Origin of the sequence: Flavobacterium aquatile LMG 4008 = ATCC 11947, from assembly GCF_000757385.1 — a bacterium.
In the GTDB taxonomy this organism is placed as follows: domain Bacteria; phylum Bacteroidota; class Bacteroidia; order Flavobacteriales; family Flavobacteriaceae; genus Flavobacterium; species Flavobacterium aquatile.
Map to the genome: position 1 here is coordinate 308,935 of NZ_JRHH01000002.1, position 19,913 is coordinate 328,847.

The 19,913-nt window shown below is 32.1% G+C and carries 21 protein-coding genes; 20 read left to right on the forward strand and 1 reads right to left on the reverse strand.

What is annotated here, in order from left to right; translation table 11 throughout:
• The first annotated feature begins 41 nt into the window (after positions 1 to 41).
• The 11 genes from LG45_RS16015 to LG45_RS04385 all read left to right on the forward strand — a co-directional run bounded on the left by LG45_RS16015 (position 42) and on the right by LG45_RS04385 (position 8,769).
• Positions 42 to 755: a GLPGLI family protein gene (locus tag LG45_RS16015; RefSeq protein ID WP_165570793.1), complete on the forward strand. Its 714-nt coding sequence runs from the start codon at positions 42 to 44 to the stop codon at positions 753 to 755.
• The gene (locus LG45_RS16020; RefSeq protein ID WP_052087483.1) at positions 745 to 1,482 is read left to right on the forward strand and encodes a GLPGLI family protein; all 738 of its coding nucleotides are present in this window, start codon (positions 745 to 747) and stop codon (positions 1,480 to 1,482) included. The genes LG45_RS16015 and LG45_RS16020 overlap by 11 nt, the downstream gene beginning before the upstream one ends.
• A 174-nt stretch (positions 1,483 to 1,656) precedes the next feature.
• A complete protein-coding gene (locus tag LG45_RS04345; protein ID WP_035124786.1) occupies positions 1,657 to 2,358 on the forward strand; it encodes a GLPGLI family protein in 702 nt (233 codons plus the stop codon).
• A 378-nt stretch (positions 2,359 to 2,736) separates the two neighbouring features.
• A complete protein-coding gene (locus LG45_RS04355; RefSeq protein WP_035124791.1) occupies positions 2,737 to 3,012 on the forward strand; it encodes a hypothetical protein in 276 nt (91 codons plus the stop codon).
• Between the two features lie 54 nt (positions 3,013 to 3,066).
• Positions 3,067 to 3,780 carry a GLPGLI family protein gene (locus LG45_RS04360; protein ID WP_035124795.1) on the forward strand — a complete coding sequence of 238 codons (714 nt, stop codon included), beginning with the start codon at positions 3,067 to 3,069 and terminating at the stop codon, positions 3,778 to 3,780.
• A gap of 47 nt (positions 3,781 to 3,827) precedes the next feature.
• On the forward strand, positions 3,828 to 4,049 hold the full coding sequence (locus tag LG45_RS04365) for a hypothetical protein (RefSeq protein WP_035124797.1): 222 nt from the start codon (positions 3,828 to 3,830) through the stop codon (positions 4,047 to 4,049).
• A 57-nt stretch (positions 4,050 to 4,106) separates the two neighbouring features.
• On the forward strand, positions 4,107 to 4,337 hold the full coding sequence (locus tag LG45_RS04370; RefSeq protein ID WP_035124799.1) for a hypothetical protein: 231 nt from the start codon (positions 4,107 to 4,109) through the stop codon (positions 4,335 to 4,337).
• Positions 4,338 to 4,388: 51 nt separating this feature from the next.
• Entirely contained in the window at positions 4,389 to 5,099 is a 711-nt protein-coding gene (locus LG45_RS16025) for a GLPGLI family protein (RefSeq protein ID WP_081932036.1), read from the forward strand.
• A 70-nt stretch (positions 5,100 to 5,169) separates the two neighbouring features.
• On the forward strand, positions 5,170 to 5,328 hold the full coding sequence (locus LG45_RS16460) for a hypothetical protein (RefSeq protein WP_165570794.1): 159 nt from the start codon (positions 5,170 to 5,172) through the stop codon (positions 5,326 to 5,328).
• 68 nt (positions 5,329 to 5,396) lie between these two features.
• The gene (locus LG45_RS04380) at positions 5,397 to 6,095 is read left to right on the forward strand and encodes a GLPGLI family protein (protein ID WP_035124802.1); all 699 of its coding nucleotides are present in this window, start codon (positions 5,397 to 5,399) and stop codon (positions 6,093 to 6,095) included.
• A 7-nt stretch (positions 6,096 to 6,102) separates the two neighbouring features.
• A complete protein-coding gene (locus LG45_RS04385; RefSeq protein ID WP_035124805.1) occupies positions 6,103 to 8,769 on the forward strand; it encodes a TonB-dependent receptor in 2,667 nt (888 codons plus the stop codon).
• A 215-nt stretch (positions 8,770 to 8,984) separates the two neighbouring features.
• Here the strand turns inward: LG45_RS04385 and LG45_RS04390 are convergent, their stop codons facing one another.
• The gene (locus LG45_RS04390; RefSeq protein WP_035124808.1) at positions 8,985 to 11,003 is read right to left on the reverse strand and encodes a M13 family metallopeptidase; all 2,019 of its coding nucleotides are present in this window, start codon (positions 11,001 to 11,003) and stop codon (positions 8,985 to 8,987) included.
• A 356-nt stretch (positions 11,004 to 11,359) separates the two neighbouring features.
• Between LG45_RS04390 and hisG the strand changes: the two genes are divergently transcribed.
• The 9 genes from hisG to LG45_RS04435 all read left to right on the forward strand — a co-directional run bounded on the left by hisG (position 11,360) and on the right by LG45_RS04435 (position 19,912).
• Positions 11,360 to 12,217: an ATP phosphoribosyltransferase gene (gene hisG, locus LG45_RS04395; RefSeq protein WP_035124810.1), complete on the forward strand. Its 858-nt coding sequence runs from the start codon at positions 11,360 to 11,362 to the stop codon at positions 12,215 to 12,217.
• 13 nt (positions 12,218 to 12,230) lie between these two features.
• Complete coding sequence (gene hisD, locus LG45_RS04400; protein ID WP_035124812.1) at positions 12,231 to 13,520, forward strand: histidinol dehydrogenase; 1,290 nt, start codon at positions 12,231 to 12,233, stop codon at positions 13,518 to 13,520.
• On the forward strand, positions 13,513 to 14,526 hold the full coding sequence (gene hisC / locus LG45_RS04405) for a histidinol-phosphate transaminase (protein ID WP_035124813.1): 1,014 nt from the start codon (positions 13,513 to 13,515) through the stop codon (positions 14,524 to 14,526). The genes hisD and hisC overlap by 8 nt, the downstream gene beginning before the upstream one ends.
• Positions 14,523 to 15,614 (forward strand): bifunctional histidinol-phosphatase/imidazoleglycerol-phosphate dehydratase HisB, encoded by a 1,092-nt coding sequence (gene hisB, locus LG45_RS04410; protein ID WP_035124814.1) that lies wholly within the window; start codon positions 14,523 to 14,525, stop codon positions 15,612 to 15,614. Before hisC ends, hisB begins: the two co-directional genes overlap by 4 nt.
• Positions 15,611 to 16,189 (forward strand): imidazole glycerol phosphate synthase subunit HisH, encoded by a 579-nt coding sequence (hisH, locus tag LG45_RS04415; RefSeq protein ID WP_035124815.1) that lies wholly within the window; start codon positions 15,611 to 15,613, stop codon positions 16,187 to 16,189. Before hisB ends, hisH begins: the two co-directional genes overlap by 4 nt.
• Before the next feature lie 51 nt (positions 16,190 to 16,240).
• Entirely contained in the window at positions 16,241 to 16,954 is a 714-nt protein-coding gene (hisA, locus tag LG45_RS04420) for a 1-(5-phosphoribosyl)-5-[(5-phosphoribosylamino)methylideneamino]imidazole-4-carboxamide isomerase (RefSeq protein ID WP_035125379.1), read from the forward strand.
• Complete coding sequence (gene hisF / locus LG45_RS04425; protein ID WP_035124816.1) at positions 16,948 to 17,700, forward strand: imidazole glycerol phosphate synthase subunit HisF; 753 nt, start codon at positions 16,948 to 16,950, stop codon at positions 17,698 to 17,700. Before hisA ends, hisF begins: the two co-directional genes overlap by 7 nt.
• Complete coding sequence (gene hisIE / locus LG45_RS04430; protein WP_035124817.1) at positions 17,697 to 18,287, forward strand: bifunctional phosphoribosyl-AMP cyclohydrolase/phosphoribosyl-ATP diphosphatase HisIE; 591 nt, start codon at positions 17,697 to 17,699, stop codon at positions 18,285 to 18,287. The genes hisF and hisIE overlap by 4 nt, the downstream gene beginning before the upstream one ends.
• A gap of 233 nt (positions 18,288 to 18,520) precedes the next feature.
• Positions 18,521 to 19,912 carry an anthranilate synthase component I family protein gene (locus LG45_RS04435; RefSeq protein ID WP_035124819.1) on the forward strand — a complete coding sequence of 464 codons (1,392 nt, stop codon included), beginning with the start codon at positions 18,521 to 18,523 and terminating at the stop codon, positions 19,910 to 19,912.
• Position 19,913 lies beyond the last annotated feature (1 nt).

The window sequence follows — 19,913 nt, forward strand, 5'->3', positions numbered from 1 at the left end:
AACTGAATTGTCAAATTCAGTTCCTTTAAAACTCAAATATTGTGAATAAAATAATAGTAGTATTGCTTTTTATTACTTCAAATTTAATTGGTCAAACAAATTCAAAATTTGTTTATGGAGTTACAGCAATTGTAAATAAAGACTCTAAAGTAGATGAAATGATGAAATCATTGAGCCCAAACTATGAAAATTTAATTTCTGGAATAGAATTTAATTTAATTACAAATGATTCTATTGCTTCATTTAGTATCAATAAAAAAACGGTACCAGATGATGTAGGAGTGCAAATGTTTCTCACATTAAGCAATTACAGCGTACTAAATCAAACAAAAGAATTTCTTTTTACAGAAAAAAAGTATGACTACCTTGAGAAGAATTATACTGTTAAAGATTCAGTTTACAAGAATTGGCAAATTCTAGATGAATCAAAAGAAATAATGGGCTACAAATGTTGCAAAGCAATAGGCGAAAAAATAATAATAAATGATGCTGGAAAATTTACTGACAAAATAATTGCTTGGTTTTGTCCGTCAATTCCTTTACAATATGGTCCGATTGGTTATGGAAATTTACCCGGTTTGATTTTTGAATTGCAAACAAAAAAAACATTGTACGGATTAAAAAAAATTGAGTATAATAGTACTGAAAGTATTGCGTTAATAGATGAGAAAAATATTTCAATTAAATATGAAGATTTTGTAAAAATTATTAAAGAATCAAGAGAAAAAAGAAAACAAATGATGAATGGGAACTAAAAAAATTCTTCTACTTTTTTTACTAAATACACTTATTTTATTTTCACAAAATAAAAGTGGAGAAGTTGTATATAAAGTTGTCTTTAGTCAAGATTCAACCTTGCAAAAAAAATCTGATCGTTTAAACCAATTACAACAACAAGCCGCTAATGGTAGTTCAAAAATTAGACTTGATTTAATATTTAACAAAGAGTTTTCACAGTTTTCATTGCAGAAATCAATAGAAGATAACGATGTAAAGTTGGCCATTGCATGGGCAAATTGCAGTAATACTATTTATTGTGATTTAAAAGCAAAAAAAAGTTACTATAATACCGAGTCAAATTCAATGGGAATAGTTAAAAAAGATGAGTTTTTAATATACAATGAATTAGGCAACGATTGGGTTGAAAGTACTGAAACCAAAAAAATTGATACGTTTGATTGTTATAAAGCAACTAAGATTATTGAGTTTTCAACTGAAAAAGGAATACAAAAAAAAGAGATAATTGCATGGTATTGTCCGAAAATCCCGTATTCTTTTGGTCCTAAAGGATATTGCGGACTTCCTGGCATGATTCTAGAACTAACTGACAAGAATGTAACATTTATCGCAGAAAAAATTATTTTAAAAGATGACAACATTGAAATAAAAATGCCTAAAAAAGGCAAATTGATTTCTAACTCGGAATATCAAACTATTTTAAAAAGCAGATTTGAAGAAGCAAAAAAAAGTGTAGAAAAATAATTTCGAAAGCAACTTTTAATCATGTCAAAGCTAATAAATAAACTAGTAGTCAAAAAATTGCAAATACATCTTATCAATTAGCATTAACTGCATGTGTTTTGGGTGGATTATAAAATTTAAAACAAATAAATCCTATGCTTTTTAAGTCTAGGATTTTAAAACTTAATTAAATATATGAGATTTTTATTTTTTTTACTATTTTTTCAAACATTATTTTCTCAAAGCACTATTGAAGTTGTTTATAAATCCTCTTTTAACGGAGATTTCTTAAGTAAGGAAAATAAAGACAATCCAAACTTAAAAACTTTCAATAATGGTATAGAAAACAAAATAAGTACACTTAAGTTTCAATTATTGATTAATGAAAATAAATCATTATTCAAATCAATTCCTGAAATGGAAAGAGAAGGTGAAACTACTGGCGAGAAAATGGCAAAAATTGTTACAGGATTTGAAAATAAATATTATACTGATTTAAAATTAAAGAAAATAATAATTGATGAAGTCTTTGCAGATAAGAATGATAAAGTTGATCTTGGTTTTGATACTTATAAATGGGAGTTTTTAAATGAAACTAAAGAAATAAATGGATATAAATGTTATTTAGCTAAAACTAAATTTGCACATTTAGATGTATTTGCATGGTATTGCCCAAAATTACCCTATTCCTTTGGACCGATGGAATTTAGTAATTTACCTGGTTTAGTTTTAGAACTTCAAAAAGGAAATGTAATTTTTCAAGTAGAAAAAATCACATTAGATTCAAAAAATAAGATAGATTTTGATATCACAAAATTTCAAACCATTACAAAAGAGGAACGAGATATTTATCTAAAAAAACAACGAGAATCATTTGGTATTAAATACGGAAATTAATTTTCAAATACAGTAAATTATCACAAAAGAAGAAAATGCTGCAATTGCAAAAGCAAAATTATAAGAAATGTTAAACAATAGATAATCAATTGTATTTAATGAAATTTATTTTAGCATTTCTATTTTTACTCATATGTATATTCTCCCAAACTCTAACCCTAACAGGCGTTATCTCTGACGACATAAGTAAACCACTTGAGTCGGCTAATATTATTGCCAAACCTTTACAAGAAAAAGCAACTTTAAAATTCTACAACTTTGTAGAAATCATTCTACAGCATTTTAAAACGGCAAACAAAATAAAAATCTTACAATTGTAATGTAAACAATTGGCCAAAAGTTTATAAAATATATTTATAAATTTAACACATTAAAAAAATGAAAAAAGTATTTTTTACAGCTATCGCAATGATAGCTTTTACTAGTGTTTCAATGGCAAATACAATTGCAGTTGAAAAAAAGGTTAGTGAAATTGAAATTAAAAAAGAGAGTAAAAGAAATAAAAAATCTTTACCATTGAAACGTGGACTTACTTTATGTGAGATGATTGGGACAATCGCTGCACATGATGTTTTTATTGCAACAGGAAATACAAACGCTGCTACCCAAGCCGGACTTACAGCTCAATTAACTTGTATTCTTGCAGGAGGTTAATAAATGTTGCACTTGATAATCTTTTTTATCAAGTGCATTTATAAATTCAAACTAATGAAAAAACTTAAATATCTTTTGCTTATTTTTCTACTTGTAAACAATGTATACTCACAAAATAAAATTAGTGTGATATATTCTGTAGATTTCATTGGAGAAGTTTTTAAAAAAAGAAATAATGCAATATCACAAAATCTAGTCTCTGGAACGAAAGGAACTGAAACAAAAATAAAGAGTTTAGAATTTAAACTTATAGTGGATAAAAATAAATCTGTTTTTAATGTAATTCCTCAAATGGAAAAAGATAATGAATCTTTAGGAGAAAAAATGGGAAAAATAGTTGCGGGTTATGATGATATATTTTACAGAGACAATGATTCTAAAATTCTCATTAACAATTTTTTACTTGATGGAAAAAAAATTAATTTATTAGATAAATTTGAAAAATATAAATGGGAATTTTCAAAAGAAGAAAGATTAATTCAGGGTTATAAATGCTATTTAGCAAAAACAAAATTATTACATCTTGAAATAAATGCATGGTATTGTCCACAATTACCATACTCAACAGGCCCGAGAGATTTTGGTCAACTTCCGGGTTTAATTTTAGAGTTACAAAAAGGAGATTTAATATTTCAAGCAAAAAAAATAACTTTTGATGACAACATAAAATTAGATTATGATTTAAAAACTTTTAAAACAATTACTGTTGAAGAAAATGAAAAAATGTTAAAAAATATACGTGATAAATATTTAAATCAGCAGGATTAAAATCAATACCTATTGAATCTAAATACTATTTTTTTAATATACCCATAATGAATTTAAAGTTTTATGTACTTTTTTTATTTTCAATATTTTCTGTTAATGCCCAAACCCTAACAGGCGTTATCTTTGATGACTTGAGTAAACCACTTGAGTCTGCTAATATTATTGCCAAACCGTTACAAGAAAAAGCATCTTTAAAATTCTACAACTTTGTAGAAATCATTCTACAGCATTTTAAAACGGCAAACAAAATAAAAATCTTACAATTGTAATGTAAACAATTGGCCAAAAGTTTATAAAATATATTTATATATTTAAAACTTTTAAAAATGAAAAAAGTATTTTTTACAGCTATCGCAATGATAGCTTTTAGTAGTGCATCAATGGCAAATACAATTGCTGATGAAGAAATTGTTGTTAAAGAATTGAGCAGTTGTCAACTACTTTCTGCTTATGCATACGATTATGGTGTTAATCAAGAATGTATGACTCATAGTGAAGCACTAACTTATTCTAACACGGTTTACTTTAATTGTGTTATGAGTAATTGGATTTGGTAAAACTATTTCACGCTCTAAAAATTTTAGAGCGTGATTTTTAATTTTTAAGTTATGAAGCTAAAAATAACGATTTTTATATTATTACATTTTGTTTTAAGTCATTCTCAAAAAAATAATTTATCTGTAACATATAAGTGTAAGGTAATTGAAAAAAAAGAGAGTAAATTGAGGAAAATGATGCTTGATGCATATCCAAATATTGAAAATAATACTGAAAAAATTGAATTTGTCTTAAATATTAATGACAACAAATCTTCATTTTCAGTTTTAAATAACAAAATTTTCGAAACAAAAGAATTGGAGGCATCTTTACTTATTTTAGGTTTTTTAGGTAATGTATGGACAGATAAAGATTATGTTTATGAACAGCAACCTGAAAATTATGTATACAAATCTTGTCTTGTTAAGAGTGAAGTTCCTAAAAACTGGGAATTGATTAATGAAACAAAAGACATTGATAATTATAAATGCTATAAAGCAATATATAAAAAAGAAATAATTAATCCAAGAGGTGTTTTTTATGAAAATATTACAGCTTGGTATTGTCCAGAGCTTCCATATTCTTTTGGTCCTTTAGGTTTGTGTGGATTACCTGGTTTAATAATAGAAGCTCAAACAAAAAATGCGGTGTACGGATTATATAAGTTCAATACGGACCAAAATAGTCAAATGATAATTAAGCCAAAACTTGATGAACTAACAACTAAAGAATATTTTACGATTACAAAAGCTAAAATGGATGAGTTTTTTAAAGAAAAATAATTTTGAATTAACGATTTAGCATTTTTTCTTACATCTAAAGGCAAATACAATTGCTGATGAGGAAGTTGTTGTGAACGACAAAGAGAAAAAAGAAGCAGTAGTTAAAAAAGATTGCTTTGCTATGGCGTTATTTGCATTTGACGTGGCTGAAAGTTTTTATGGTGAAATGGATGATGTAGAAGCTACTGATTATTTGAACTGGGCATACAATCAATGTATGACAACTTAAAATTTTCTCTAAATTATTAACTAAAAGATGCAGTAAATATGCTGCATCTTTTAAAATTTTATACTATCATGAAAAAAATTCTTGTACTTTTATTATTAAACACATTAGTTTCCTTCTCACAAAATAAATCAGGAACAGTTACTTATAAAAGTTACCCAGCCGTTGTAAACAAAGTAGACTCGACCAAATTCGATCAAGAAGCTTATAAACTTGTATCAAACATGACAAAATCAAGAGAAAAACTGGAGTTTAATTTGGTCTATAATACTAAATATTCTAAGTTCAATCTTATTGATAAATTAGAAACCGAAACCAATGCAGGTATGGATTTTGCTAAAAATGTGTTTGGAAATAAAGAATTTTACTATGATTTTACTCAAAGATATTTTATTAGAAATAATAAAGGTAAACTTGTAAAACTAAATAGTACTTATGAATGGAATTTAACACCCGAAAGCAAGGATATTAATGGTAATTTGTGTTACAAGGCTACTTGTGATCATAAATTTATGAGTAGAAAAGGTGAGGTTACAAGAAAAGTTATAGCTTGGTTTTGCCCGAAAATACCAGTAAATAGTGCACCAGAAGACTTTAATGGTTTACCAGGTTTAGTTTTAGAATTAAATACTGGTATGACCGTTTATGTAGTAAAGGAAATTAAATTCTCTGACAAAGAAATTACTATAAACTTTCCAAAAGGTAAAGTTATTACAGAAGATGAAAATGCAAAAGAAACTAAGAAGAACTTGTCAATGTTTCAAAAATAATTTATAAATGCCAAAAACTATTATTTTCTTTATTTCCATTTTATGCCTTGTAACTTCTCAAGCTCAAACCTTAACAGGTGTAATCTCTGACGACTTAAACAAGCCACTTGAGTCTGCCAATATCATTGCCAAACCATTACAAGAAAAAGCATCTTTAAAATTTGCAATTGCAGATAATAAAGGTCGTTACAGGCTTGAATTGGAAACTTCTGTAAAATATGAAATTACCGTTTCTTACATTGGTTATACCGAAGAAGTACTTATTCTAGAACCCAATTCTTCTTTAAAAACTTACGATTTCAAACTAAAACCAACTGGCGAAGTGCTTAAAGAAATTGTCATTAAGCACGAGTACAAACCCATAGTCATTAAAAAAGATACGCTAACCTATGACATAAAAGCTTTTGCCAATGGTAACGAGCGCAAGATGAAAGAAATTCTTGAAAAATTGCCTGGTGTAGAAGTAGATAAAAATGGTGGTGTAACTGTTCAAGGTAAAAAGGTTACTAAAATGTTGGTTGAGGGAAAATCGTTTTTTGGTGGCGGTTCTAAACTGGCTGTAGAAAATATTCCTGCCGATGCTTTAGACAAAATTGAGGTAATAGATCACTTTAACGAAGTGGGTTTCATGAAACAAGTTTCCGACAGTGAAGACTTGGCAATGAATGTCAAACTTAAAGAAAATAAAAAGAAATTTGTTTTTGGAGATGTAGAAGCTGGCGTAGAAGTTGCCAACGATAACGGCTACAATTTAGCACATGCTGGGTTGTTTTATTATGCTCCAAAAACCAACGTGAGCTTTATTGGCGACATCAACAACATTGGTAAAAGCACATTTACCTTTGAAGATTTAATGCGTTTTCAAGGTGGCGTGAGTAGTTTTTTATCGGGTAGAAAATCGTTTACCAATTTGTATTCTTACACGAATGATAATACCGATGTCGTGGAGAATAAATCACAATTTGGCGCCTTAAATTTTAGTTTTGATGCTTCGTCAAAATTGGTTATTTCTGGTTTCGGAATATTTTCTAAAGTATTTATGGCATCGCAAATAGAAACTAGAAATGAATACTTGCAAAATGCCGAAATAGCATTCGAAAATAAATCTCAAAACGACAACAATAAAACCTTACTCGGAATTGGAAATGTAAAACTCGATTATTCGCCCAATAAAAACGAAAAATGGTATTACAACGCGCAATACCAGTCGAGTACTAATGATATTTTCAATACTATAAATTCGGCTACTAATTTGAATTCAAATACGTTTGAAACCATTAGCAATGCCGATAATAGTTCGGTGAAACAATACATCGAATGGCACAAAAGCCATAATGACAAACACACCACTACATTTGTTGTAAATCATGCTTTTGAAAAAAACACACCACAAAATCATTGGTTTACAGATGCGCCATTTTTAGCAGGATTAATTCCGTTAGAAACCGACACCAATTACACTATTGAGCAAATTAAAAAAGTGCAAAATAACAGTATTGATGCGTTGTTCAAACATTATTGGATTATAAATAACTTCAACCATTTGTACACCAACATTGGAAACAATTATGGAAGTTCAAGATTTGATACTTCCGAAAAGCAAATTTTAACCGATGGTTCTATCAATGATTTTTCGGATGCTAATTTTGGAAATAACGTAAAATACAATTTAAACGACGCTTACATCGGATTAGAATACAAATTCAAAATAGGAAAATGGACCAACAAACCCGGATTGTATTTGCACAATTATCATTTAAAAACCAACCAATCAGGAACCGATTACACCATTTCTAAAACACTTTTTCAACCGCAATTTAATAGCGATTACGAGTTCAATAAATCGGAAAATTTAAACTTTGCTTATCGCTTGGCCAATACTTTTCCTGAGGTAAGTCAGCTTGCTAATCGATTTACATTGCAAAATTACAATTCGGTTTTTAAAGGAAATGCGTTGTTGCAAAATGAACGTTTTCATTCGGCAAACTTGCGTTATTCTAAAATGAACATGTATCGCGGTGTAATGATTAACGCAATGTTGAGCTACAACAAAAAGGTAAAAACTACTCGAAACGAAATTCAAATTACTGGAATCAATCAATACAACACACCAGTTTTAACCGATAATCCAGAAACCAATTGGCGGTTTATGGGTTCGATAAGTAAAAAAATCTATCGTTTTAATTTGAAATTGGATTCTAATTTAGGATGGTTCAATTATGTTCAAACGGTAAATAATGTGACTACAACAAACGATAGAAACAATCAAAATGTTGGTTTAACTTTTAAAACCGCCTACAGAAAATGGCCCGATTTTAGCATAGGCTACAACAAAGGTTTTAGTCAGTTTAACGGAATTACCAATTCGAAATACCAATCAGATGCGTTCAATTCAGATTTAGAAATTACTTTTTTAAAGTTTTTTACCTACAAATTTGAATATGAAAATTTGAAGAATACCGACAACAACAATCAATCCAATTATTTTGATGTAGCCAATACTTCTATTCGATATCAAAAGAAAAACAGTCCGTTTGGGTTTGAATTATTTGCCAATAATTTATTCAATACAAAATCTAAAAACGATTACTCTTTCTCTGATTTTATAATTAGCAATAGACAAACATTTATACTTCCTAGAGTTTTTATGTTTAGCGTAAGTTATAAATTGTAGAGGAATATAATGTATACTTATAGTAAAATTAGAAATAAATTTCACAAACCTTTTCAATGTAACAAATTATAGAACAATTAATGTTAACGATTTTTGCTATGTAGCAACTAATTTTAATTTAAGACCCAGACAAGTTTTATTTAAAATAAGATTTTCATATACAAAAAATGCCCCAAATAGTGTCTAACTTTTCGGGGCATATTCATTTATTTTGATTACCAAATTTTAACGCGTTTTTCTGGAGCTAAATAAAGTGAATCGGTTGGTTTGATTTTGAATGCTTCGTAGAATTCTGGAATGTTTCTAACCACACCATTAATTCTAAACTTAGCAGGAGAATGCGGATCTCCAGCAATTTGATTTCTCAAAGCTTCTTCACGAGATTTGTCTAACCAAACTTGTCCCCAACCCAAAAACACTCTTTGAATTCCGGTGAAACCATCCATAACTGGAGCTTCTTTTCCATTAAGTGACATTTTATAAGCTTTAATTGCAATGCTCAATCCACCTAAATCTCCAATGTTTTCACCAAGTGTAAATGAACCATTTACATTTAAATCTGGAAATGCTTTAAATGAACTATATTGATCTACCAATGCTTTTGTTCTCGATTGAAAAGCAGTTAAATCGGCTGGAGTCCACCAGTTTTTCATAACGCCATCGCCATCAAATGTACTTCCTTGATCGTCGAATCCATGACCAATTTCGTGACCAATAACGGCTCCAATTCCGCCATAATTTACAGCATCATCTGCTTCTAAATTAAAGAATGGTGGTTGTAAAATAGCAGCTGGAAAAACAATTTCGTTCAACGTTGGATTGTAGTATGCATTTACCGTTTGTGGTGTCATTCCCCATTCAGTTCTATCAACTGGTTTGCCCAATTTAGCAATCATTCTATTGTATTCAAATTCTCTTGCACGTTGCTTGTTGCCATACAAATCATTCTTAGCTACTTTCAATGAAGAATAATCTCTCCAAGTATCTGGGTAACCAATTTTGATCATGAATTTATCCACTTTTGCCAAAGCTTCTTTTTTAGTATTGGCACTCATCCAATCTAAATTTTTGATACTTTCGGCATACGCTTTTAAAAGGTTTTTAACCATTCCAGTCATGCGCTCTTTCGCTTCTGGAGTGAAGTGTTTTTTTACATATACTTTTCCAACAATTTCTCCTAAACCACCATTTACGGCATTAACCGCTCTTTTCCAATCTTCCTCTTGCGCTTCAGTTCCGTATAATGTTTTACTATAAAATTCAAAATTTTGTTTGTCTAAAGCCGATGTTAAACTGTTAGCTCTATCATTAATTAAACCCCATTTTAAATAGGTTTTCCAAGTATCAATTGGAGTTGTTTTGATAATGTTGTTCAAACTTTTAGTATAATCTACTTGAGAAACTACAATATTTTTTTCTTTGTCAATTCCAGCATTTTTCAACATTGCAGTCCAATCAAAATCGGGCATTAACGTTTTTAAATCGGCTGTTGCATATTTGTTATATAAAGCTGCAGTATTTCTAGTGTCTTCTTTTTTCATGTGATTGGTCGCCAAAGAAGTTTCCAATGCCATGATTTTTGCAGCGCTTTCAGATGGATTTGCAATACCACCTAATTGTAACATTTTTTCAACGTGAGCCACATATTTCTTACGAATGTCTGTCATTTTAGCATCACTCTGAAGATAGTATTCACGCTCTGGCAAACCTAATCCGCCTTGCCAAGTCATTAGTGTATATTTCTTAGGATCTTTAAAATCTTCAGTAACAGCAACCGAAAACGGAATAGAAACTCCATTTTTATTAGCTTTTCCAAAATAAGCAGCTAAATCAGAATAATTTGCAATAGCATCAATTTCCTTTAATTCATTTTGAATTGGAGAAATTCCCTTAGCATCACGATCTTTTCTGTTTAAAAAAGAATTATAGAAATCACCAATTTTTTGCTCGTCGCTACCGTCAGCGAAAGTTCCTTTTGAAGCTTCTTCGATAATCGCTTTTACATCTTTTTGAGATTGATCATAAAGGATATCAAATGCTCCATAAGATGCTTTATCTGCAGGAATTTTATTAGTTTTTTTCCAAGTTCCGTTTACATATTGCTCAAAATTATCTCCTGGATTAACAAGAGTGTCCATATTTTTTTTGGTAATTCCCGAAAGTAATTCAGGCTTTTTATCGCACGATGCCAATAAAACAGTGGCTGCAAGAAGCGTTAATTTAATGTTTTTCATATTCTAGTTTGATTTGTTAATAAGCTAATTTACTGAATTTTGAATTGTAATCACTATTGGTTGCTTTTTCTTTTTATTTGTTACAGGAACTCAATGTGAATTCGTTTGAACAAATGTTAAACTTTGTAAAAGAAGCACATTGTTTCAAAAGTTATGTCTAGTTTTGTCCCATCAAAATAAAACAATGAACACGATTATCTCACAATTACATCATCATCATTCTTGCAACCAGGCGAGTTAATGATGTATTGTATCTAATCAAATAACATAATTAAAAACCCGTCTGAGTATATCAAGACGGGTTTTTTGTATTTATACACTTCGTGATATACTCAGATTTTATTTCAAATTAAAAAATGAGTACTTTAAAAATTGCGGTCCAAAAAAGTGGCCGATTAAGCGAAAAATCACTCCAACTTCTTGAAGAATGTGGCATCAAAATTTCTAATGGCGAACGTAAACTAAAAGCGGTTGCCCAAAATTTTCCTATCGAAATTCTGTTTTTGCGTGATGATGATATTCCGCAATACGTTGAACAAGGCGTTGCTGATATCGGAATTCTCGGCGAAAATGAAGTTTGGGAAAAAGACAAAGAAATTAGTATCATCCAGCAATTAGGATTTGCTGGTTGCAGAATGTCATTGGCAATTCCAAAAGACGAAGTTTATACTGACTTAAATTATTTCGAAGGCAAGCGTATTGCAACAAGTTATCCTAAAATCCTAATTGATTTTTTTGCCAGAAACAGCATTAATGTTTTCATCGAAGAAATCAGCGGAAGCGTTGAAATTGCCACCAGTATTGGTCTAGCCGATGCCGTTTTTGATATTGTTAGCACCGGAAGTACTTTGTTGATGAACGGATTGAAAGAGGTAGCAACAGTTACCAAAAGTGAAGCCGTTTTAATTTCAAATCCAAATTTGACACCAGAAAATCAAGCCATTTTAGATAAATTATTGTTCAGAATGCAATCCGTTCGTGAAGGAAAACAGAACAAATACATTTTACTAAATGCACCAAATGCTGCTATCGAACGCATTTGTTCGTTGCTACCCGGAATGAAATCTCCAACCATTTTACCGCTAGTCAACAAAGATTGGAGCAGTTTGCACTCGGTTATCCAAGAAGATGATTATTGGGAAATTATAGAACAACTCAAAAATCTAGGCGCCGAAGGAATTTTGATTATTCCGATAGAAAAAATGATTCGATAAAATATAAGAAACTATGAAAACTTACATAAATCCAAATCCAGAACAGTGGTCAGAATTGGCAAAACGCAAAACCGTTGCCACTGCCGATTTAAACGAAACCGTGAAAGCTGTTTTTAATGACATCCAAAAAAACGGAAGCAAAGCTGTAAAAAAATACACCAGTTATTTTGATGGTGTTTCGATAGAAAATTTTGAAGTAACGGCATCAGAAATTGAAAATGCGGTTGCCCAAATTCCATCCGAATTAAAAAACGCCATTCAAATTGCAGCTGATAATATTTCGAAATTTCACAGTTCACAAAAAGAAATTCCGACAAAAATTGAAACCACTTCAGGAGTTTTTTGCTGGAGAGAAAGCCGTGCCATCGATACCATCGGAATTTACATTCCTGGCGGAACAGCACCACTCTTTTCAACAGTTTTGATGTTGGCAATTCCGGCTAAAATTGCAGGTTGCAAAAACATTATTTTGTGTTCGCCACCAGATAAAAACGGCAACATCAATCCAGCGATTTTATATGCTGCGCAATTAACAGGTGTAACCCAAATGTATAAAGTTGGAGGTATTCAAGCCATCGCTGCACTGACTTTTGGAACCGATGAAATTCCGAAAGTTTCTAAAATTTTCGGACCAGGAAATCAATACGTAACTGCCGCCAAACAATATGCGCAACAATTAGGTTTGGCCATCGACATGCCAGCTGGACCAAGTGAGTTATTAGTAATTGCAGACGCAAGTTGTGATCCCGAATTCGTGGCATCCGATTTACTTTCACAAGCCGAACATGGTGGTGATAGTCAAGTTATTTTGGTTACCAATTCAGAAGAAATTGTAGCGAAAGTTAGTGTGGCAATCGAAAAACAGAAAGCAGTTTTACCTAGACAAGTAACAGTTGAAAAAGCATTAGAAAACAGTCGTGCTTTGGTTTTTGAAGACATTCAAAGAGCAATTGAATTCAGTAATTTTTATGCGCCAGAACATTTGATTTTAGCTATTGAAAATGCTGAAGATAAAATTGAATTCATCGAAAATGCAGGTTCAATTTTCATCGGAAATTATAGTTGTGAAAGTGCCGGAGATTATGCTAGCGGAACGAATCACACTTTGCCAACGAATGGTTATGCTAAAAATTACAGTGGTGTTTCGTTAGACAGTTTTGTAAAGAAAATTACAATTCAAAAACTGACATCACAAGGCATTCAAAACCTCGGACCAACCATAGAAATTATGGCTGCTGCTGAACAATTAGACGCACACAAAAACGCTGTTTCCATCCGATTAAAAAAATTACAAAATGGATAATATCACTAATTTAATTCGAAAAAATATTCTCTCGCTGACTCCTTATTCGAGTGCGCGCGACGAGTACAAAAGCAATCAAGGTATCTTTTTGGACGCCAACGAAAATCCGTTTGGAAATTTAAATCGCTATCCTGATCCATACCAATGGCGCTTGAAGCAAATTTTAAGTAGTCAGAAAAAAGTCGGAATTGAAAACATCCTAATTGGTAATGGAAGTGATGAAATCATTGATTTGGTGCAACGCGTTTTTTGCGATCCCAACGAAGACAAAATCATCATTTGTCCGCCAACGTATGGTATGTATGAAGTGTATGCGAACATCAATAATTTAGAGATAATCTCGATTCCATTAACCGAAGATTTTCAATTAAATACTGAAGCGATTTTAGCACAAAACGCCAAAATATTGTATTTGTGTTCGCCAAACAATCCGACAGGAAATTCTTTAGAAAACCTGGAATACATTATTGAAAATTTCAACGGAATTGTGTTTCTAGATGAAGCCTATATTGACTTTAGCGAACAACCTTCTTTGGTTTCTAAAATCAAGAAGTATCCCAATTTAATTGTTTCACAAACCTTCAGTAAAGCACGAGGTTTGGCAGCAGTTCGAGTTGGAATTGCTTATGCAAATGAAAAAATAATTTCGGTAATGAATAAGGTGAAACCGCCTTATAATGTGAGTCAATTGAATCAAGAATCGGCAGTACAATCGCTTGCAAATGAAGACGATTTTAAATCGAATGTACAATTGATAAAATCAGAACGAGAACTACTGAAACAATCACTTTTGGCATTGGATTTTGTTACTAAAATTTATCCATCAGAAGCCAATTTTTTATTGGTCGAAATGGAAAATGCAACGGCCATTTACAACAGTTTAATTGAACAACAAATCATTACACGCAACCGAAGTTCGGTCGTTGAAAACACCATTCGAATTACCATTGGAACACCAAGAGAAAACCAACAATTATTGTATGCTTTAAATTTAGTTATGTCATGAAAAAAGTATTATTTATAGATAGAGATGGCACGTTAATCATTGAACCGCCAATAGATTTTCAAGTCGATAGTTTGGAAAAATTGGAGTTTTATCCGCAAGTTTTTCAGTATTTATCACGCATTGCCAAAGAACTCGATTATGAGTTGGTTATGGTAACTAATCAAGACGGAATGGGAACCGATTCGTTTCCGGAAACCACGTTTTGGCCAGCACAAAACAAAATGATGAAAGCTTTTGAAAACGAAGGCATTCGATTTTCTGATGTTGTTATTGACGTTTCGTTTCCAGAGCAAAATTTACCAACCAGAAAACCCGGAACAGCTTTATTACAACACTACATCAAAGGCAATTATGATTTGAAAAACTCGTTCGTAATTGGAGATAGAATTACCGATATTCAACTAGCAGATAATTTAGGAAGTCAAGCGATTTTTATTTCAGCTTCAGCAAATGAACGAGCTACTTTATCAACGACTTCTTGGGAAACCATTTATCAATTTTTGAAGGAACAACCACGTGTAGCTCAATTAATTAGAAAAACAAAAGAAACCGAAATTGCAGTCGAAATCAATTTAGATGGAAGCGGAAAAAGTAACATCAGCACCGGTTTAGGATTTTTTGATCACATGTTAGACCAAATTGCCAAACACGGAAACATCGATTTGAACATCAATGTAAAAGGCGATTTATATGTTGACGAACACCACACAATCGAAGATGTTGGAATTGCTTTGGGTGATGTTTTTTCGCAAGCTTTGGATTCTAAAAAAGGAATTACTCGTTACGGATTTCTGCTTCCAATGGACGATTGTTTATCGCAAGTTGCATTAGATTTTGGCGGTCGTTCGTGGTTGGTTTGGAATGCCGAATTTAAACGTGAAAAAATCGGAGAGATGCCAACCGAAATGTTTTCACACTTTTTTAAATCGTTTTGTGATGGCGCCAAATGCAATTTAAACATCAAAAGTGAAGGCGAAAACGAACACCACAAAATTGAATCGATTTTCAAAGCATTTGCAAAAGCAATTAAAATGGCAGTACAAAAAGACGGCACTAACGGCATACCAAGCACAAAAGGAATTCTATGATAGCGATTGTAAAATATAACGCAGGCAACATCACTTCTGTGAAAAACGCAGTCGAACGATTGGGTTATTCTTGTATCGTAACCGATGATGAAGCTATTTTGAAACAAGCTGAAAAAGTAATTTTTCCTGGCGTTGGCGAAGCAAGTTCGGCAATGAAGTATTTAAAAGAAAAAGGTTTGGATGAAGTCATAAAAAATCTCACACAACCGGTTTTAGGAATTTGCCTAGGTCAACAATTATTATGTCAATTTTCGGAAGAAGGAAACACAGAATGTCTAGGAATTTTTAATGCAACCGTAAAGAAATTCGAACCTAAATTGAAAGTACCTCACATGGGTTGGAATACTATTTCACAGTTAAACTCTGAATTGTATAGCGGAATTTCAGCTGATGAAAATTTCTATTTCGTCCACAGTTTTTATGCCGAAATCAGTCAAGAAACCACAGCGGTTTGCGATTATATCGTTCCGTTTAGTGCTTCGATGCAAAAGGATAATTTCTATGCAACACAATTTCATCCCGAAAAATCATCCAGCGTAGGCGAACAACTTTTATTAAATTTTTTAAAGCTATAAACTCGGAATAATCTGTGAAAATCAGTGTAATCCGTGGCAAAAACAAAAAACATGAGAATCATTCCAGCCATAGACATCATCAACGGAAAATGCGTCCGATTGACCAAAGGCGATTACGCCACGCAAAAAATATACAACGAAAATCCCATGGAAGTTGCCAAATATTTCGAAGACAACGGCCTCCAATACTTGCATTTAGTCGATTTGGATGGCGCTAAATCCAACCAAATTATCAATCATAAAGTGTTATATCAAATTGCAACAAAAACCAAGTTGAAAATTGATTTTGGTGGCGGATTGAAACAACGAAAAGACCTCGAAATCGCTTTTGAAAATGGAGCCAATCAAATTACAGGCGGAAGCATTGCGGCAAAAAATCCAAGCGAATTTCTAGAATGGTTAACCGAATTTGGAAGCGAAAAAATCATTTTAGGCGCCGATTGTTTGAACCGAAAAATTGCAACGCATGGTTGGCTGGAAACATCTGAATTGGATGTTGTAGATTACATTTCTGATTACGTTTCCAAAGGAATTTCGACAGTTATTTGTACCGATATTTCAAAAGACGGAATGCTACAAGGAACGTCTAACGAATTGTATCAAAACATTTTAGAAACAACAAAAGTAAATTTAATTGCTAGTGGTGGCGTTACAACGATTTCCGATTTAGAACTTTTAAAAACTATAGGTTGTGAAGGTGCCATCATCGGAAAAGCCTTGTATGAAGGCACAATAAAAATCGAAAATCTACGCGAATTATGTTAAAGAAAAGAATCATTCCGTGTTTGGATATTAAAAACGGTCGCGTCGTAAAAGGCGTTCAATTTCTAGAACTAAAAGATGCCGGAAATCCAGTAGAATTAGCTTCGTTTTATTCAAAAAATGGAGCAGATGAATTGGTGTTTTTAGACATTTCTGCAACTTTAGAAAAACGAAAAACTTTAGCCGAAATGGTTACGCAATTGTCGAAAGAAATCAACATTCCATTTACGGTTGGCGGCGGAATTCAATCGGTTGAAGATGCGCGATTATTACTTCAATCTGGTGCGGATAAAGTAAGTATCAATTCGGCCGCAGTTTTAAATCCCGAATTGATTACTCAAATTTCAGACGCTTTTGGAAGTCAGAGTTTAGTGGTTGCGATTGACATCAAAAAATTAGATAATGATTGGTACGTTTTCATAAAAGGCGGCACAGAATCAACAGGAATTTTAGCTATTGATTGGGCGAAAAAAGTGGAGGAATTAGGCGCTGGAGAATTACTAATAACTTCAATGAATAACGATGGTTCCAAAGATGGATTTGCATTAGAAATTACAAATGAAATTAGTAAAGTGGTTTCTATTCCAGTTATCGCTTCTGGTGGCGCAGGAAATTCGCAGCATTTTACAGATTTATTCACCAAAACTGAAGTCAGCGCAGGATTAGCAGCCAGTATTTTTCACTTTAATGAAGTGCCGATTTCCGAATTAAAAAACGTTTTAAAAACTCAAAATATTTCCATCAGATGAAGGTAGATTTCTCAAAAAACAACGGATTAATTCCAGTAATTATCCAAAATAACGAAACGCAACAGGTTTTAATGTTGGGTTACATGAACGAAGAAGCCTTCCAAAAAACACAAAAAGAAAACATTGTGACGTTCTTCAGTAGAAGCAAAAATCGTTTATGGACCAAAGGCGAAACGTCTAGAAATTTTCTAAAAGTAGTTTCCATAAAAGAAGATTGCGATCAAGATGCATTGCTGATTCAAGTTATCCCAAACGGACCAACATGTCACAACGGAACGACATCTTGTTTTGCAACGGAACCTCAAATTCCTTTTCTGAACGAATTGGAAAACGTAATCGAAAATCGAATTTCAAACCCAAGTTCAGAATCGTATGTTGCGTCGCTTTTTCAAAAAGGAATCAACAAAATGGCTCAAAAAGTTGGTGAAGAAGCAGTTGAATTAGTAATTGAAGCCAAAGATGACAATCAAGATTTGTTTATTGGTGAAGCAGCCGATTTGTTGTTTCATTATTTGATTTTGCTTCAAGCTAAAAATCTGAAATTAAATGATATCGAACAAGAATTGATGCGTAGAATGAAGAAATAATTTCATAGAACAAATGTTAAAATTTAAAAAATAATGCTGTTGCAACAAAATAATTCAATACGTTTGTACCCATTATGATGAACAAAATACAAAATACAAATTGGTGGCACATGACTAACTCCGTTTTTGGAATTGGTTGGTAACTGCTATTTGTAATTTTCTACAATATCTTCAAACCCGCTTTTCCAAGCGGGTTTTTTTTATGTCCAATTTTTTCTCAAAATTCAATTATCATGTTATATAATTTTCAAACCAAAGTAATCAAAACCCTGAGCGATACCCATACGCCAGTAGGTTTATATCTAAAAATTCGTGATCAGTTTTCTAATAGTTTTCTTTTGGAAAGTTCTGATTATAAAAGCAAAGAAAATAGTTTTTCCTACCTCTGTTTTGATCCAATTGCCTCCTTTATTGCTGATGCAAATGAAACTACAATAACTTTTCCAGATAAAAACGTTACAATAAAATCAACCTCAGAAATTGAAATTGCTGCTGAACTGAATCAATTTGCAAAATCATTTTCGGTAATCGATTTAAACCTCGGATTTGAAACGTTAGGATTGTTTGGCTACACTAGTTACGATGCAATTCCACTATTTGAGGACATTGCTTTTACCAACCAAGATTTCGATTTGCCGTTGATTCAATACCATTTGTTTCGTTATACGATTGTCTTCAATCACTTCAACAACGAACTCTTTTTGTTGGAACATTTGCAAGAAAATGAAGTTTCTAATTTGGATAAAATTCAAGAAATCATCAACAATCGTTCGGTAACGCAATTCAAATTTTCAACTCAAAATAACGAAGAATCGAATTTTACAAACGAAGCTTTTTTAGAAGTCATCAAAAAAGGACAAGAGCATTGTTTTGTTGGTGATGTGTTTCAAATTGTACTTTCTAGAAAATACAAACAACAATTTAAAGGCGACGAATTCAATGTTTACAGAGCGTTGCGTTCCATCAATCCGTCACCGTATTTATTTTATTTTGATTACGGAAATTTTAAATTATTTGGTTCTTCACCCGAAGCACAACTGACCATAAACGACCAAAAAGCCATCATCAATCCAATTGCCGGAACATTCAAGCGAACAGGCGATGATGCACAAGATGTTCTTTTGGCCGAAGCACTTTTGGCCGATGCAAAAGAAAATGCAGAACACATTATGTTGGTCGATTTGGCTCGAAATGATTTGAGTAAATCGAGCAAAAAAGTCGTTGTTGAAAGTTTTAAAAAGATCGAATATTACTCGCACGTGATTCACATGGTTTCTAAAGTTAGTGCCGAATTACAACCTGAATACAATCCGATACAAATTTTGGGTAACACTTATCCTGCAGGAACTTTATCTGGCGCGCCAAAACACAAAGCTATGCAATTAATTGATCAATACGAACCACAATCACGCGGATTTTATGGCGGAACGGTTGGCATAATCGGACTAAATGGAGGATTTAATCACGCGATTTTTATTCGTTCGTTCGTGAGTAGAAACAATCAATTGACGTACCAAGCAGGTTGCGGAATCGTAACAAAATCAGATGTTAACAGCGAATTGAATGAAGTTGAAACTAAACTTTCGGCACTTCGAAAAGCAATTCAATTGGCTCAAAATATATAAG

What these genes read in the sequence shown, in the direction of transcription:
- hisF (WP_035124816.1), top strand. Translation starts at nt 16,948, where the DNA reads ATGTTAAAGAAAAGAATCATTCCGTGTTTGGATATTAAAAACGGTCGC.
- hisG (WP_035124810.1), top strand. Translation starts at nt 11,360, where the DNA reads ATGAGTACTTTAAAAATTGCGGTCCAAAAAAGTGGCCGATTAAGCGAA.
- LG45_RS04370 (WP_035124799.1), top strand. Translation starts at nt 4,107, where the DNA reads ATGAAAAAAGTATTTTTTACAGCTATCGCAATGATAGCTTTTAGTAGT.
- hisC (WP_035124813.1), top strand. Translation starts at nt 13,513, where the DNA reads ATGGATAATATCACTAATTTAATTCGAAAAAATATTCTCTCGCTGACT.
- LG45_RS04385 (WP_035124805.1), top strand. Translation starts at nt 6,103, where the DNA reads ATGCCAAAAACTATTATTTTCTTTATTTCCATTTTATGCCTTGTAACT.
- LG45_RS04380 (WP_035124802.1), top strand. Translation starts at nt 5,397, where the DNA reads ATGAAAAAAATTCTTGTACTTTTATTATTAAACACATTAGTTTCCTTC.
- LG45_RS04345 (WP_035124786.1), top strand. Translation starts at nt 1,657, where the DNA reads ATGAGATTTTTATTTTTTTTACTATTTTTTCAAACATTATTTTCTCAA.
- LG45_RS04390 (WP_035124808.1), bottom strand. Translation starts at nt 11,003, where the DNA reads ATGAAAAACATTAAATTAACGCTTCTTGCAGCCACTGTTTTATTGGCA.
- hisH (WP_035124815.1), top strand. Translation starts at nt 15,611, where the DNA reads ATGATAGCGATTGTAAAATATAACGCAGGCAACATCACTTCTGTGAAA.
- LG45_RS16020 (WP_052087483.1), top strand. Translation starts at nt 745, where the DNA reads ATGGGAACTAAAAAAATTCTTCTACTTTTTTTACTAAATACACTTATT.
- hisIE (WP_035124817.1), top strand. Translation starts at nt 17,697, where the DNA reads ATGAAGGTAGATTTCTCAAAAAACAACGGATTAATTCCAGTAATTATC.
- hisB (WP_035124814.1), top strand. Translation starts at nt 14,523, where the DNA reads ATGAAAAAAGTATTATTTATAGATAGAGATGGCACGTTAATCATTGAA.
- hisD (WP_035124812.1), top strand. Translation starts at nt 12,231, where the DNA reads ATGAAAACTTACATAAATCCAAATCCAGAACAGTGGTCAGAATTGGCA.
- hisA (WP_035125379.1), top strand. Translation starts at nt 16,241, where the DNA reads ATGAGAATCATTCCAGCCATAGACATCATCAACGGAAAATGCGTCCGA.
- LG45_RS04365 (WP_035124797.1), top strand. Translation starts at nt 3,828, where the DNA reads ATGAATTTAAAGTTTTATGTACTTTTTTTATTTTCAATATTTTCTGTT.
- LG45_RS04355 (WP_035124791.1), top strand. Translation starts at nt 2,737, where the DNA reads ATGAAAAAAGTATTTTTTACAGCTATCGCAATGATAGCTTTTACTAGT.
- LG45_RS04435 (WP_035124819.1), top strand. Translation starts at nt 18,521, where the DNA reads ATGTTATATAATTTTCAAACCAAAGTAATCAAAACCCTGAGCGATACC.
- LG45_RS16025 (WP_081932036.1), top strand. Translation starts at nt 4,389, where the DNA reads ATGAAGCTAAAAATAACGATTTTTATATTATTACATTTTGTTTTAAGT.
- LG45_RS04360 (WP_035124795.1), top strand. Translation starts at nt 3,067, where the DNA reads ATGAAAAAACTTAAATATCTTTTGCTTATTTTTCTACTTGTAAACAAT.